Annotated in this window: 10 protein-coding genes; 1 reads left to right on the forward strand and 9 read right to left on the reverse strand. The window is 42.4% G+C overall.

Annotation, left to right across the window (positions count from 1 at the left end; genetic code table 11):
- Nucleotides 1–113: 113 nt before the first annotated feature.
- Nucleotides 114–1,118, forward strand: a complete 1,005-nt coding sequence (locus J5A55_RS07610; protein WP_004382892.1) for a peptidoglycan DD-metalloendopeptidase family protein — start codon at nucleotides 114–116, stop codon at nucleotides 1,116–1,118.
- Between the two features lie 223 nt (nucleotides 1,119–1,341).
- Here the strand turns inward: J5A55_RS07610 and J5A55_RS07615 are convergent, their stop codons facing one another.
- The 9 genes from J5A55_RS07615 to porU form a co-directional block, all read right to left on the reverse strand.
- Nucleotides 1,342–1,776: a hypothetical protein gene (locus tag J5A55_RS07615; RefSeq protein ID WP_004382893.1), complete on the reverse strand. Its 435-nt coding sequence runs from the start codon at nucleotides 1,774–1,776 to the stop codon at nucleotides 1,342–1,344.
- Nucleotides 1,777–1,882: 106 nt separating this feature from the next.
- Nucleotides 1,883–2,662 carry a glycosyltransferase family 2 protein gene (locus J5A55_RS07620; protein ID WP_004382894.1) on the reverse strand — a complete coding sequence of 260 codons (780 nt, stop codon included), beginning with the start codon at nucleotides 2,660–2,662 and terminating at the stop codon, nucleotides 1,883–1,885.
- The gene (locus J5A55_RS07625; protein WP_004382895.1) at nucleotides 2,659–3,933 is read right to left on the reverse strand and encodes a glycosyltransferase family 4 protein; all 1,275 of its coding nucleotides are present in this window, start codon (nucleotides 3,931–3,933) and stop codon (nucleotides 2,659–2,661) included. The genes J5A55_RS07620 and J5A55_RS07625 overlap by 4 nt, the downstream gene beginning before the upstream one ends.
- Nucleotides 3,934–4,307: 374 nt before the next feature.
- Complete coding sequence (locus J5A55_RS07630) at nucleotides 4,308–5,933, reverse strand: hypothetical protein (RefSeq protein WP_004382896.1); 1,626 nt, start codon at nucleotides 5,931–5,933, stop codon at nucleotides 4,308–4,310.
- 57 nt (nucleotides 5,934–5,990) lie between these two features.
- On the reverse strand, nucleotides 5,991–7,475 hold the full coding sequence (locus J5A55_RS07635; RefSeq protein WP_004382897.1) for a hypothetical protein: 1,485 nt from the start codon (nucleotides 7,473–7,475) through the stop codon (nucleotides 5,991–5,993).
- A gap of 109 nt (nucleotides 7,476–7,584) precedes the next feature.
- A complete protein-coding gene (locus J5A55_RS07640) occupies nucleotides 7,585–9,087 on the reverse strand; it encodes a hypothetical protein (RefSeq protein ID WP_004382898.1) in 1,503 nt (500 codons plus the stop codon).
- A 750-nt stretch (nucleotides 9,088–9,837) separates the two neighbouring features.
- Nucleotides 9,838–10,341, reverse strand: coding sequence for a 2-C-methyl-D-erythritol 2,4-cyclodiphosphate synthase (gene ispF / locus J5A55_RS07645; protein ID WP_039851175.1), 504 nt, complete (start codon nucleotides 10,339–10,341; stop codon nucleotides 9,838–9,840).
- Nucleotides 10,342–10,375: 34 nt separating this feature from the next.
- Nucleotides 10,376–11,545 (reverse strand): type IX secretion system outer membrane channel protein PorV, encoded by a 1,170-nt coding sequence (porV, locus tag J5A55_RS07650; protein ID WP_004382905.1) that lies wholly within the window; start codon nucleotides 11,543–11,545, stop codon nucleotides 10,376–10,378.
- A 99-nt stretch (nucleotides 11,546–11,644) separates the two neighbouring features.
- Nucleotides 11,645–15,226 (reverse strand): type IX secretion system sortase PorU, encoded by a 3,582-nt coding sequence (gene porU, locus J5A55_RS07655; protein ID WP_039851284.1) that lies wholly within the window; start codon nucleotides 15,224–15,226, stop codon nucleotides 11,645–11,647.
- Between the last annotated feature and the right edge of the window lie 19 nt (nucleotides 15,227–15,245).

The following is a 15,245-nucleotide window of genomic DNA, read 5'->3' on the forward strand; positions in this document are numbered from 1 at the left end:
TGATACTTAGTTTGATTCTTCATTATAGGTTATCAACACGTCAAGAGATAGGAACTTGGCAATTAGTTCCGGCCTACTTAGGCTTCATAGTATGGAAATAAAATAACTTAATTATGATTTTTAAGAAGATAGTTAGGACTTTTACGCTTACATCTCTACTTGCCTTAACAGCCCACACAGCTAACGCACAAGACTTGCTTGCACGTCAAGCACCAATCGACAGACGAGCTAAAGCACTCGACACAATGGTTATCAGTCGCCTGCGTGAGTCTGAAGAAATTGAAGAACCAGCATCAGAACTTTACAACGATTGGAACAATAACTATGCACACAGGGGCGGAAACCTTCCTGATGTATATAAGATTGATCTCCGCGGATTCCACATGCCAACTCCAAGTCGCGTCATCACAAGTAACTTCGGACGCCGTTGGGGACGTCGCCACTTGGGTATGGACATTAAAGTCTACATCGGTGATACCATCCGCGCAGCCTTCTCTGGAAAGGTTCGTGTTGTTAAGTACGATGCAAATGGTTATGGAAAATATGTTGTAATACGCCATAACAATGGTCTTGAAACAATCTACGGTCACCTGTCAAAGCAGCTTGTTTCAATTAATCAAACAGTTCGCGCTGGTCAGCCTATCGCTTTAGGTGGTAATACCGGTCGTTCGACAGGTTCTCACTTACACTTTGAAACACGTCTTGCAGGCGTTGCTTTGAATCCAGCCTTATTCTTCGACTTTGCCCATCAGGATGTTACAGGCGACTACTACGTATTCCGCAAGAGTACACTAGCACAAGAGTCAGAACAAGCAACAGCAGCTCGTGGTACTTCTTCAAGCCTTGGTTATTCTCGTGAAAACATTCAAGGCACACGCGGTCAGAGCACTTCTACTCGTCAAGAGAAGACTTACAACACTAATTTCTCTAATCGCACACCGCGCACAGAGGCTACAAGTAGCAATGGTCAGATTATCTACCACTCTGTAAAGGAAGGTGAGACTATCGAATCAATCGCCGAACAGTATGGTGTAAATGTCGATAAGTTATGCCGCTTGAATCGCCTCGGTCGATATACAAAGGTAGACAAGGGATGGATTCTAAAGATTAGTAAGTAAACGAATTATCCAATAATAAACAAACACCTCGCTAGATGTTACGTTCTAGCGAGGTGTTTTTTGTTATGATAGCTTTTGTACTTTGCTGTCATTCCTATCACCTGTTTAGTTTGTATAATCCCCTGATAACGAGTGAAATACTATGAATGTTAAAAGTGACAGCAACTATAATTAAAACTAAATTAGGGCTTTTAAGTAATTCAAACGATAGGCACTTGAACCTTTACTTAGTATCAGTACTATCCTTCTTAAACGAATCGGAGATTCCCTTACCGAGCTTCTTAAAGAACTTCTTACCGCCTTCTCCAATTTTACGAGTTACCTCTCCCATTGTCTTTACTTCGCGTTTTACAACACGACCAATACCACGAGACATGGTACGCAAGCCGTCTTTTACTTCCGTCTCGCCCGAATCTCTCCGTTCAACACTAGCCGCTTCAACTTTCTTTGTTGTAATAGGCTTCGCTGTAGAAGTTACTGGAGTAGCAGGTATAATATGCTTTGTTGAATTTGAATGATGCCTTTTTGCCTCTGCTTTCTGACGTTCTTTCACCAAATGTGGAGATGCTCCAGCAATACCACTATACTCTGTTTGCGCTGTTGCCGATAGGCTTATCAACGACAAAACAACTATAAGTTTCGTTTTCATTCGTTCCATTGTCTTTCGTTTATGAATATTGATTAAACGATAAAAGGGTTACTAAAATTGTAGTCCTTAACAAACGATAGTACGCTTTAAAAGCCTTTAAAAGGATAAAAGCCCCCTACTTCAATAGTTTACGGACAGCAAACCACGCGTGGAGTAAGACTGTAGTAAGAAGTCCGTAATGGCATCTCATCACCTCAAAACGCTCTTTGAGAGAGTCCTTATGATGGATGGTTGTTTGTCCCTCTTCCATGTAGTTGGCAACAACAGCATGTATGTTACGCAGAAGAAGATGTCGACGTTCACCCTCTTTCATCACCCTAATGCACCAATCAACATCTGCCGAATAACGGAAAGTGGTGTCATAAGGCAGCGAACGAGCAATGTCTGTGTGAGCATAAAAGGCTTGATGACAGACAACCATACCGTAACGGAAAGAACGCCATGTGAGCCGTTCAGGTGGACTAAGGCGACGATGATACAAGAAGTTACCCTTATCATCAATAATATCAGTATTTCCAAAGAGTACTGCTGGGCGTTCTTCTCCATCTCCTACTACGGCTGCCAACATCACCTTATCTAATGTGTCAGCCTCTGGGAAGCGGTCACCTGCATTCATAAAGACAATATAATCACCTGTTGCAAGGCGCAATCCTTTGTTCATGGCATCATAGAGTCCCTTGTCGGGTTCGCTTTGAATCTTCACAACATGCCCATTCTCTGCTTCATCCGATTGCTTCTGATAAGCCTTGGTAATTGCCAGTGTCTCATCTGTTGAAGCTCCATCAATGATAAGATGTTCAACATTCGGATAGTCTTGCATCATCACGCTATCTAAAGTAGGGCGTAAGACAGCAGCAGCGTTATAGGTTATTGTGACAACAGAGAACGTGATCATAATCGATAATTCTTAAAGGCCATAGCCTCATTATATATATTAATGTATTGCAAAGCGACGCTGCGTTGTGAGTAGCTACGCTTTACCTTTGCTATTGCAGACGAAGAAAGCTCTTGGTAATCGGCTTCCTCTAAAATCCAATGAAGTCCTTGTGCGAGATCAGCAGCATCACAATACTTCGCCACATAACCATTCACCTTGTGATCAATCTCTTCTGGGATACCACCCACCTTAAAGCCTACACAAGGAACACCACACGCCATTGCTTCCATAATAGTATTAGGAAGATTCTCTGAAAGGGAGGGTAATACGAATACATCAGAGGCATTATAGATATCCACGATACGCTGGGTATCATTGACATAACCTAACTCGCAGACTTCAAAGTCGAACTCTTTTCGTAAGTCTTCCGCATGTCCACCAAGCATGGCGATAGCTATTTTAGCAACCATCTCAGGATGATCAGAAGCTAACTTGTGGCAGGCTTCAATGAGATAAGAGATACCTTTATTTACATTCGTTACTCGTTGTGAGGCAAAAAGAATAATTTTCTTATTCAAAGGAAGTCCTGCATTGATGCGTGCTTGCTTACTGTCAGCAGGCTGAAAAGTATGTGTATCAATGGGATTAGGAATAGAGAATACCTTTTGACCTGCAAGAACGGCACTCTTCTGGGCTTCTTTTTCAAGCCATTTACTACATGTTACGAACATAATATTACGTCCATCAAGCATTAACTTCTTATGTTGAAGCACCTTATAAGATAGGTCGTGAGGAGAACCACCATTGGGTAAGAGTCGGCAATTACCACAGTATGACTGGTAACGCTGGCAGTTCAATGTGATATGACAGATACCCGTTGCAGGCCAAATATCGTGCATTGTCCACACAACAGGCTTACCACTATCGAGGATCTTACGAATTCCTTTCAGCGAAAGCATCCCTTGATTGATCCAAGAAAGATGTATAATATCAGCCTCCTTAAACTCTGGTAGCTTTGTAATATCAACACCTGAGTTAGCAATATCTATCTCAAATAAATGCTTCCGACTGAAGTGTAAATGCCAAAAGATACACCATCGCTCCCAAAGGAAGTGTAACTGATTGCACAAAGTATGCGATAAACCAACAACGGTAATATCGTCTGTCAGTTTATCACGCACCAGCATCTTCGCCTTTACACCATTGTTGTTCAGAGCATCCTTGAGCCGGTTGGCAGCTAAAGCAGCACCACCTGTCTTCTCACTGGTATTTACTATCAGAACTTTCATTCGCTTATTTCCTTTGCAGCAAAGTTACAAGAAAAGCCATAAACACACAAGGAAAGTAATAAAATATTAGTTGTTTCCGCACACAGAGGGTTGATTTGCATCAAGAAAGAGGCTTTATCTTGAGAAAACAGAAGTAAAAAGTTGCAGAGAAATAAGAATCATCCTACCTTTGCATTGTCAAAAGGTTAATAGATTGTTTAGGTTAGTAGTAATAGATTTAGGTTTTTAGTTATTTTATTTAAGGTAAACGTTTAACGATTGATCAAGGATGACAAAGGTAGTCGTGAGATTCCCTTTCATTTAAAAAGATTTTTGGTTAAACATACTGATAACGCCGATGCTCGTTGAGAGTATCGGCGTTTACTTTTATAAGATTACATCACTCGGTCTATTACAAAGTCCTTATAATATAGATTTCTCCGCACTTTACCCTTCACCTGTAGTAGGTTTCCTTTCGCATCAAAGCGATATTCGTAAGAATCAATCCTAGTCTTCATATCCTGTATGGCTGGCTCCGATTCATCAACAAGATCACCATCTTTCACTTCGGGGTCGCCTTTAAGCGATACGACAACCCCTTGCTTATCCTTTGATATGTTATAAGTTCCATAGTCACCAAGTAGGTCGAAGTACTCTCTGCCAGTGGTCTCACCTTCATCAAAGTGCATCTCTAGTCCTATCATAGCCGTTAACTCAGGCATATATTGTATAAATGATCCATCTTTTATGAAGTTATCCAGGTGATATAAGATATTCTCTCCTTCAGTTGTCCTCATCGTCTCATCAGTTACTCTAGAGAACTTTCTATTCCTTTTCCAGTCCTCTTGACACCATCGTTTGAGGTTCTTATACCACTGATCGAACATCTTCTGATCCTTCACTTCAACGTTGGTCTCTCCCGTCAGATTATTTGCTTCGATGATAAAATGCTGCTTGAGCATCTGTTGCAACGTCTTAGCTTCAAGTTTATTTAGTTCCTTGTCGTATGCACCTGTTGTCCAATCAGGCTGCTTTACATCGAGCCCCTCTACTATACATTCTAGGCGACAAAGGTCATTGTTAACTACCAGCGGAACAAGTTTAAAGGTGTGTATTCCCGTTATCCAGTTCATTTCGCAGTCCACTTTTATACGATAAGTGAGCGTATCACCCACTGTATATTGCGATGGTAGTAAGGGCTTGTAAGTTGGTTCTTTCACAACTGAAGCCTGCATACGCTTCATAAATAGTTGCCCCTCTGCCACATTCTTTATCTCTTGAAAGAATGAGACTCTTCTGTTGACTGGCACATTCCTTTTATCAATCGGCCATTGTAGCTTATCATCAATCGCCATGTACACATCATCCTTCTGCGGATTATTATAGAGTTTGATCAATCGTTTTGCATCCTGACGAGTGAGCCTTAACGTACCAGTAACGCTCCCATCAGATATTTCATCTTTACTCACGGCAGTGAATGAAGCCGTAGGTATGGCATAAGTCGATTGCTTATCTAAGGCACAAAGGATTAGCCAATCATCCATCAGTTCGTTTATACCAAAGCCAAAGATGTAACGTGACGTGTCATAGAGTTGCTTCTCACGTGCTAGATTCAGCAACCGCATCACCATCTTCTCATCCTGTGGATTCACCTGCACATACGAATTCATGTGGAAAGCAACATCTTCTCCATTATCAGCTGCTTCTGCCGCTGCTGCTGCAACATATCCGTCCGTATCGGGTAAGGTCCCGAAACGCTTCTTGAAAGCCGCTGTTGAGTCAGCTTCCGTTACATCTTGATTCCCATAAATCTCGTCATTAAAGCGTCCGAAATACTTCTCCAATGGACGTTTAGTAATATTCTTCTGATAAGGCAAGAGCTTATCACTAATTGACTTCAGCAGCTCGTGTGGGTCATGTACTACTGGATAAAATGCTATCTGCACGGGCTTCAATGTCTGCGCCGTAGTCACTTGCAGACAGCTAATAAGCATTAATAAGAGGAGGCTTATACGTTTCATAAAGTCTATATGTTTGATTATTTACATTCTAATTCGTCGTTCATTCATCCCATCCGATTAGCTCATGCGCTCTATGAGATAGCCATAAGCTTCAACATCTGACATTTCTTTGTCCTTCTCTGTTGCTTCCTGCTTGACAATCCATTGATATTCTAACCGCTGTATGAGTCCTTGCTTATCTATATGGTAGATATATCTTTCCTCCGTATCACTATCCTTATCCTTTGTCTTGAGCGTGATAACAAGTCCCTCGTTAGCCTGTGCGATTGTATAATCGACTAAGTTCTTCGCACAAGGAAAGTAACATGTGCCTTGTGTCTGCCCCTCAGAGAAGAAGTAATCCATTACCGTCATCACCTCTAATTCGGGTAACCGACGTGCCATATTATCACCCGTAAAGTCTGCACTCACCTCCTTCAATAGTTCCTCAGCCATCTGCTTGGCTGCTCCTTGCATTTCCTCTTTGCTCGCACCAAACATAGCTGCATTCTCTATCAGATATTCCTCTATCTCTTTAAGGAACGTCTTGGAGTTAATCAATGTCGATACTGCTGTGTGTGTTGACAGGTCAGTCTCTATCATAATGTGACTCTTGCGTAACCTGTCATAGGTATAATCTATTATCTTCTGAAAGACTTCTTCATATTCACGCATCTCCTTTTCATTTGCAGCGTGGAGTGTATCTTCAATACATTCTATGCGTGTCATCTTGTCGTTTACAAGTCTTGGTATGAAACGGAATACATGGGATTCCTTCTGCTTACCTTCCTCTTTTCGAGCTGTGAAGCGATAGGTCAAGGTATCACCTATCACGTATTGCGGACGATAAAGTGGTTTGAGTGGAGCCTCCTTTACAGCCGTTGACTTCAGGCGTCGCACAACCTCTTCCGCTTTAACCACACCCATCTCATTCGGAATTTCTATCTCTGTAGTGGAAACCCCACTATCAACAAACATCGTGGCGAGGAACTTTCCATCCAGCAGAACCACAATATTATTGTCTACTTCTTGATAAGTCAACTTCGTAAACGCTATTGCGGCATCACGTGTAAGGCTTAGTTGGAATACGGGATTGCCATCAGAGCTCTTGCCGCAACGCGCATTCGTGATTGACAATGTTGGGATAGCCACAGGACTTTTTAAGTCTATGACGTGTAAGTCGTACAAATCCTTATCCAAAGGTGACCTCGATAACAAGAGTTGATAATGTGAAGTGTCATACAATCCTTTCTCTTTGGCAAGATTTAAAAGACTCTGTACCATACTTATATTCTGTTCAGAAACATAGAACAAGGCATCATCAGTAGGGGAAGAAGGGCTCGCTTTGTCAATCTCTGTGCTGATAAAGTCCAATAAGTCGATAAGCGATTTCGATGTAATATGCTTCTGATAAGGCAATAACTTTTTGTTGATTGGTCGAATAAGGCTTGCCACATTCTGAGAGGCAGGGTAGACAGACAGCGTTGCAGGTTTGTCACTCTGCGCAATAGCGCATTGTAGGACAGCAACAAGCGATAATAATGATAGGAAGAAACGTTTCATAAATTGTTCTGAAGTAGTTATGTGCGACAAAAATAAGGATAATTCGTTTCATAAGGTTTATCATTTGGTTATTTGTTCTAAAGTCATACGCTGCTATCACCACAGCCGACTATCTTATGCGTTCTATAAGATAGCTCGAAGGAACACGGAAGGTTGGACTCACAGCATTACGAGGTACCTTCGCATTAGCAATCGCCTCATACCTCAATTGTCGTATCAGTCCACGCTGGTCGATTAAATAGGTGTACCTCCCTGCCCCACCATTCTTATCTGCCTTGACAGTAAGCGTAATCACCAGTCCATCATCCATCTTCGTGATCGTATATTCTGCTATTTTATCCTCCAAATAAAGGTAACATGTGCCTTGTGTCTGCTGATTAGAAAAGCGATTATCGAGCTGTGTCATCACGTTCAATTCCGGTAGAATGCTTTCTATATACCCTTGTTCAAAAAATCCATCCCAGGCTTCTGCCAGCCTTTCAGCCACCTGCTCCAAGTCATCATGCTCAGACATTATCGGTTTGACCACTGCACTATGCGTTGTAAGATAAGTCTCCAACGCATGGGATAACGCTGGTAAATCCTTCAGCATAGGCACTGCAAAATGAGACGACTGATCTGTCTCAATCATAAAATGGTTATTACGCAACTCATAGACGAAGTAACTAGCAAAGTCTTTATATTCCTTGTTTTCCTTAAAGAACTCGTCAGTGGTAAGAGCAATAGAATCTACCACACATTCCATCCGTGTTATACTATCGTTCACAAGCCTTGGGATGAGTTGAAAGGTGTGCGAACGCTGTGCAGTACCCTTACTCTGTGGGAAAGAAACACGATAAGTCAGCGTATCACCCAATACGTATTGCGAACGATAAAGGGGCGTATAAGCAGAATCACTCACCACAGCAGCTTTCAGATGCGGCAATAGTTTCTGACCTTCCTCCTCACTAAATCCAAATGATAGCTCCAGCGTCTTAGTAGAGACAACACATCGAACATAAGGAGATGTGAGGAGCTTACCATCCACTAAAAAGAGTATCACATTATTTATTTCGTGATAGGTAAGGTTTGTGAAAGCATCCGCAGCACCATGTGTAAGATTTATTTTAAATACATAATCACCATAAAAGCCCTTGCTGCAACGTACATCTGTAAACGAAAGCGATGGAATTATGTAGGGATTCTTTAGGTCTATAGCATATAAGGCAGACGGCTCTAATGCGGATTCTCCACTAGAAAACAAGAAGCGATAGCGGGTGGTATCATATAAATGCTTTTCTCTGGCAAGCTCTAAAAGACTCTGCACATTAGCCTGATCAGTCCTTGCCACATAAAAGTAAGTGTAATTAACAAGATATGAGTCTCTATCCTCCTCTGTTGTACGACCTTCATCACCAGCATACGCATGGGGTACACGACTCATAAACTTAATAAGCGACTTAGAAGTAATATGCTTCTGATAAGGCAACAGCTTCTCACTAATCCCATTGATAAGCCCCCTTGCATCCTTTACTGCCGGATAAACGGAAATCGTCGCAGGTTTATCACTTTGCGCAAAACATACTTGTAAAGCTCCGACAAGCAATAATAAAGATAAGATGACACGCTTCATAAATTGTTCTAAAGTAGTTATGTGCGACAAAAGTAAGGATAATTCTTGAAACGGCAAAGGGGATAAAGAATTAGATTCACATTTGATGTCAAGTTGTCTCCAACGTCAGTAATGGTAAGTTCTGTATAAAGCTACGAGCCCTTGAACCCTGTTTGCGCTCTTTGTCTAATAGGTTTCCGCTTTCTTTCTCACCTGTTCCGCATTCCCTTCTCACCCGTTCCCCATTCCTTTCTCATGCGTCTTACGTCTTTTTTATCCGTATCTTTTATTAGTCTCATCGTGATGAAACTAGTGTCTCATCGTGATGAAACCAGTGTCTCTTCACGATGAAACTTGTGTCTCATCATGATGAGACTAACTTTATATGCGTGTGTAAATGATGCGCAACACGTGAGAAAGAAATGCGCAACACGTGAGAAGGGAATGCGGAACGGGTGAGAAGGAATGCTGGAACAGGTGAGAAGGAATGCTGGAACAGGTGGGAAACGATTCGCAAACAGGTCAAACGTTGATGTTCTGCCACTGAAACAGACGCTCTTTGATAGGACTGTGACTGTTTCTTGTAATATAAACTGATTTTATTATCACCCTTCGGTAAATCTACTGGAAAGATAGACACAAGCTGAGAATCCATGTAGGAGAAGCAGACGATTGGACTTTATAGCGCTGGAATATTCGTATAATAAAAACGGCTGATAGCAGTATTAAGAATCGCTATCAGCCGTTTTTTATTTAGTATTCATTAGCCTTTTACACCTTTACTATCAGGCATACCGCATAAGCCGCCATACCCTCTTCTCGTCCAACGAAGCCCATTCGCTCTGACGTGGTGGCTTTGATGGATACAGCGTCGATGTCGCAACCTATGATATTGGCTAGACATTCGCACATTGCTGGTATGTGAGGATTTATCTTCGGACGCTCAGCGCATACGGTTGCATCGATGTTGCCCACACCATAACCCTTTGTGGCAAGTAGTTCGATGGTCTTACGTAAGATTACTTTCGAGTCCATATCCAATGTTTCGTTGGCAGTATCTGGGAAATGATAACCAATATCACGCATATTAGCAGCACCGAGTAGTGCGTCACAAATGGCGTGAATGAGGACATCCGCATCGCTATGTCCGAGTAATCCAAGGCTGTGCTCTATCTTTATACCACCGAGATAGAGGTCACGTCCTTCAACGAGTTTATGAACATCATAACCCATTCCAATGCGGAAAGATGGGATTGATTGAGTAATATTTGTCATATATGTTAGATGATAGCCCCGCGGGGGGAGGCATTTACTTCCTCTTAAACAAGTCCTTTATACCATCCATATCGAATGATAGGGAGAATCGGAGCGTTTGGTCGAGTGGGTTGTTCTTAGCTGTTGCAATGACATAGCCCGCATCTAGTGCGAATACATTCATCTTGAATCCAGCACCTACAGTGAAGTACTTGCGGTTTCCTTTATTCTCACTCTCGTTGTGATAACCTGCACGAAGTGAGAACTTATCATTATAGGTATATTCAGCTCCCACACTCCATTGCACCTCCTGCATCTCTTCAGAGAATCCATTGGGTGCGTCGCCGAAGCTCTTGAAGATACCCGAGATAGATGATACATCGTAGTAATCCTTCTGCAAGCGGTTGTCATAATCTACTTGCGATTCGCCCGTATTACGCTTGGGGTAAGTTGGAACTAGTAACTTGTTTGCATCAGCAGCTATGGTGAACTTATTGAACTCATCAACTGGAATCATCAATGCGGCACCTAAGCGGAGATTAGTTGGTATGAATTCCGAGCGATTATCGCCACCGAACGTTATCTTAGAACCAATGTTCGAGATATTCAAGCCTATTCCTAACTGGCACTCACGCTCACCAATGTTGATATAATTCTGGTAATAGCAAGAGAGGTCGGCTGCGAAGGCGGAACCGGGAGATGTATTTTCCTTATAGTCATACGTGAGGTCGGAATAAATCCAACGCACGGCGGCTCCGAGCGAGAAGTGCTCACTTAACATCAAAGAATAAGCTACATCTAATGACATTTCGTATGGGTTGATGGTCATATTAGAGCCGTCATTCGTCTGCACCTCACCCAAAGAGAAGTAACGAAGGGAGGACGACACTGCACTGTAATCACCTATGCGATAATATCCAGCTACGTAAGCGAGGTCGATGTCACTCACCAATTGGCGAAGCCACGGGGTGTAGTTCAAAGAGACACCTGCGCGAGAAATATTAAAAGGATACTTCGCAGGGTTCCAATACTGGGAATTGACATCAGGGTCAGTGGCTACTCCTACATCACCCATACCTGCTGCGCGTGCATCAGGAGCAATGGTTTGTGAGGTAACGGAGGTAGTAACTGGGTTGAACATATCCTTCTTTGTGCCCTGTGCAAATGCAGCAGAAGAGGTCATAACGACCACAGTTAAGAAGGATAAACGAAGCTTTTTATTCATCTTATTTACTTGAGTTGCTTATGGAATATTGCTATATAAAGAATCCATGATGCAGCTAATTTGCCAGCTTACATCATGGATTAAAACGTGTTACTTATGTTACTTATTGCCTAAGACTATGAGTTTCTTAGCCTTTGACACCTTTGTTGCACCATCACAACTGAGGCGAACTCGATAGAGATAGACGCCTGTTTGCAATCGAGTTCCATTATCTACTATCAGGTTCCAGTTGGTTGAGATGGCATTACCTGATGATATGCCTGACTCCACGTGATGCCAGAGTAAGCGTCCACTCATGTCGAATACTTCTATCTCTACATCCACATTCGAACCCATGTAATTATGCGATACGATGAAGGTTGTCTCGTTGTAAGCTGGATTCTTCGATGCACTGACGCTATAGATATCGGGGGCAAGCCCTTTGACCACATTGAAGTGGAGCGTTACTGTTGACGCATTGTTTTGGATGTCCCATGCTCGGAACTGCAAGGTGTGTGGTCCTTCTGATAGTTCGGGTAGACTGTATCCCGTTGTACCCGAAGTATAACTGCCGAAATCATAACGGAAGTTATCATTGAGGAGGTAGGTTTGTGTCAATTTACCATCTATGCACAACTGCATATCATGCCCAATCCCATTGCCAGACGCATTGATACCATCCTTGTCAGTTATCTGTGCCACGAAGTAAGGAGTGCTATTCACCTTGCCTCCGTCGACAAAAGAAGGAGAATTGATGTAGGCATAGATAGATGGTCCGATAGAGTCGTTATAGACAACTTCTGACCCATCAATATTGAATCTATCTTCATATCCTTGCGCCATGAGAGAATGGTCTTCGTTGATAGCAGAGAAGTTCATTAAGCCCGTACCAGAGGTATAATTGATGTCACGTGGTACAGCAAAAGTGAGTGTAAATTCGCCATTGCGCACACTATCCGTACCATTGTAAAGCGTCTTCAGACGATCGTAATAGGTGAGGGCTACGTCGGCAGACTGGTCTTGTTTCTTGCAGGTTACGAGTTCTTTGGTATCTCTTACGACCGCAGTGATGAGCCCATTGAAGTCCGTTTGCTTATTACCACCCTTTGTAATAGAGCCTTTCACCTTCACGATTGAGCCACCTTTAATAAGGATAGTACTACCAGCATTAACCGCCTGCCCATTGATTGATTCTACGTTCACTTGCAACTTTGGAAGGTTGAGGGCTAAAGCTGGATCACCTAAGAGGGCATATTGCAGTTTGTTTGGTGTAAGGTCTCTACTAGAGTTGATTAACTCGCACTTTGCGAGTCGTTGCGCCTCACCGAGTGTGGTTGGCTTTCCGTTTGTAAGACTTAGCACATGCTTTAGGAAGGCAGTATTGATAGCCTTGTTATAATAAGTATATACTGTATGAGTCGTTCCCCAGAATGCTACCGAGCCACCTTTGCTATTCAACATAGCCGCTTCACCGATAGTTGGAATCACACCATCATAGGGCATAATATCACAACTGGCAGTAATCCACAACGGAAGATTTGTATTGGAGAAGTTCTTGAAGTCAACAAGACGGAGTACTGCTTCATGTGAAATCTGATCTTCTTTACCATGCCCTGCATAATCCATTATCAATGCTCCTTGTGCCTGCTGTTGCTTGATAAGCGCACTAGCTTCTGGGTAGGTGTTCCCTGTAGCAGTAGAGATTCGAGGGTAAGCATCCCACATCACCTTCTTTATTTGATAAGCAGGGTAGGCGGATGATACCGATTCAGCAGTTTCATTCACATCGCGCATGTGGATATTATTATTGCCATCATCACCCATGAACATAAGTATATTCTCCCAGCTTCCTCCATTCTTATTTAATGCGTAATTAATGGTCTTGTCAACGAGCGTCTTCGCATCAATAGCATTGGTAACAGGGAATCGTCCTACACCAAGATCCTCTTTATCGCGACGCAGAAGGTCAGTTCCTTCACCATCATCCATCAGTGTGAACCATCCGTCATTAACATAACAGTCGGTTTCGCTAAATGAGTTCTCACTCTCGTAAGCAAGTAGGTAATCATCTGGATTTAATAGACGACAAGAATTAGTATTCATGCGATTGTCCCATACACAATCACCAAAGAGCAAGAGAGACTGAGGCATGGTCTGTGCATTTGTCGCACGATCATACAACATCTTCATGTAACGTCGGTAAGCCATTGCATCAGGTGTTCCACTGGAGAACTCATTGTATAGTTCGTCAGCAGGGACAACACGTACAGAAATATTATCATGTGTTCTGTGGAAATCAGCTAGGCGCTCAGCTTGTTGTAAGAGCTTCTGACTTGTTGGGATGATAATCACCATATTGACTGGATCATCAGCGTGATGGTCTTGATTGGTGATATTATAGACATACTCCGGAGTTGGGAACGATGTATTCAGTGAAGGTACTGGGGCAGGCGTTGGATAGGTCATTGCGAGATAATCAAGCCTTGTTGGACCACCAGAGATCGTCGTGAGCCGGATGCTATCTACACTTTGGAGGTTGGAGACAGCATAGTCCCTGATAACCTCATAACCTTTATCAAAGGAGTCACCAGGTGCAATATGTATCTCACCGAGTTCTTTTCCGTTGGCTTCCACCTTGATGGTTGATGTGTAGTCACCCGTTGTCATAGCTACAGTCAAGATACCTGTACTAGCTTTTGTCTTATTCTTTAAAGTGAAGACCTTACTCTCGTTTAATTTTAATGGGGTTTCTTCAAAGATATTACGACCACCATTAAACCAACTGAAGTTATCTACCTCGTGCAATGAATGGTAATCACTTGCTGATGGATAAAAACTATTTAAGAAGGTGGTACTATCTGATATGGATGCTGGATTACCTGCGTTATCTTCTGTGAGGAAGTAGTATCCGTAATCAGAATAGGGATTCCGAGTGCGTCGAGTGGCTGAATTGCTATCCCAACTAACAGAACCTTTAGCATAGAAGAGCCTCTTACCATGAATTGTATAGGTTGGAACCTCTTTCAAATCATCATGCGATATGATATAATCAGCGGTCAGTTCTTCATCTTGAAGATGTCCACCATAGCCGTAGACTTTCACCTTATCTATATTGGTGAAACCTGCTCGACGAATTAAATCATTACTTAATTGATATATGCCATCAGCTGGTACACGTATCTTTGCCCACTTGCCAGTAGATAAGACGGAATGGTTAGCATAACGATTGGATACCTCTAAAGTCGTAAGCCCACTAGCTCTAGTAAATGTCATAGATTTCATTCCTCTCTTAGCATTCAACGACTTCGGACGTGAAGTGAGTGCTATCATAAAGCTAACAAGGAACTGCTTCTTGCCATCACGCTCTACAATCGGCATTAAGGAGAACTCCAACACACCCTTCTTACGCTCGACCGTCATCTGTTGATGTATCTCTGGCAATGTTGGAGGTACTTGTTTTGTGAGAGAATTATAATGTTGTATGTCCTCAGGGCTCATGTCTATGAACTCAGGATAGCGTATCTCTAGTTCATAGGTGGAGTCTGCATAATTCTCTCCAATGGGTATAGCATAATGGAAATGAGGTAAAAGCGAGTCAATCGTAACATCCTCAACCGTTAGATTGAAGAATCTCCTCTGTTGTCCATTCATCGTGATACAGCCTAACAGAAGGATGAAAGAGAGTATTGTTATTCGTTTCATCATTGCCTTAATCATTCAT

It is taken from the genome of Prevotella veroralis, from assembly GCF_018127765.1.
Classification (GTDB): Bacteria; Bacteroidota; Bacteroidia; order Bacteroidales; family Bacteroidaceae; genus Prevotella; species Prevotella veroralis.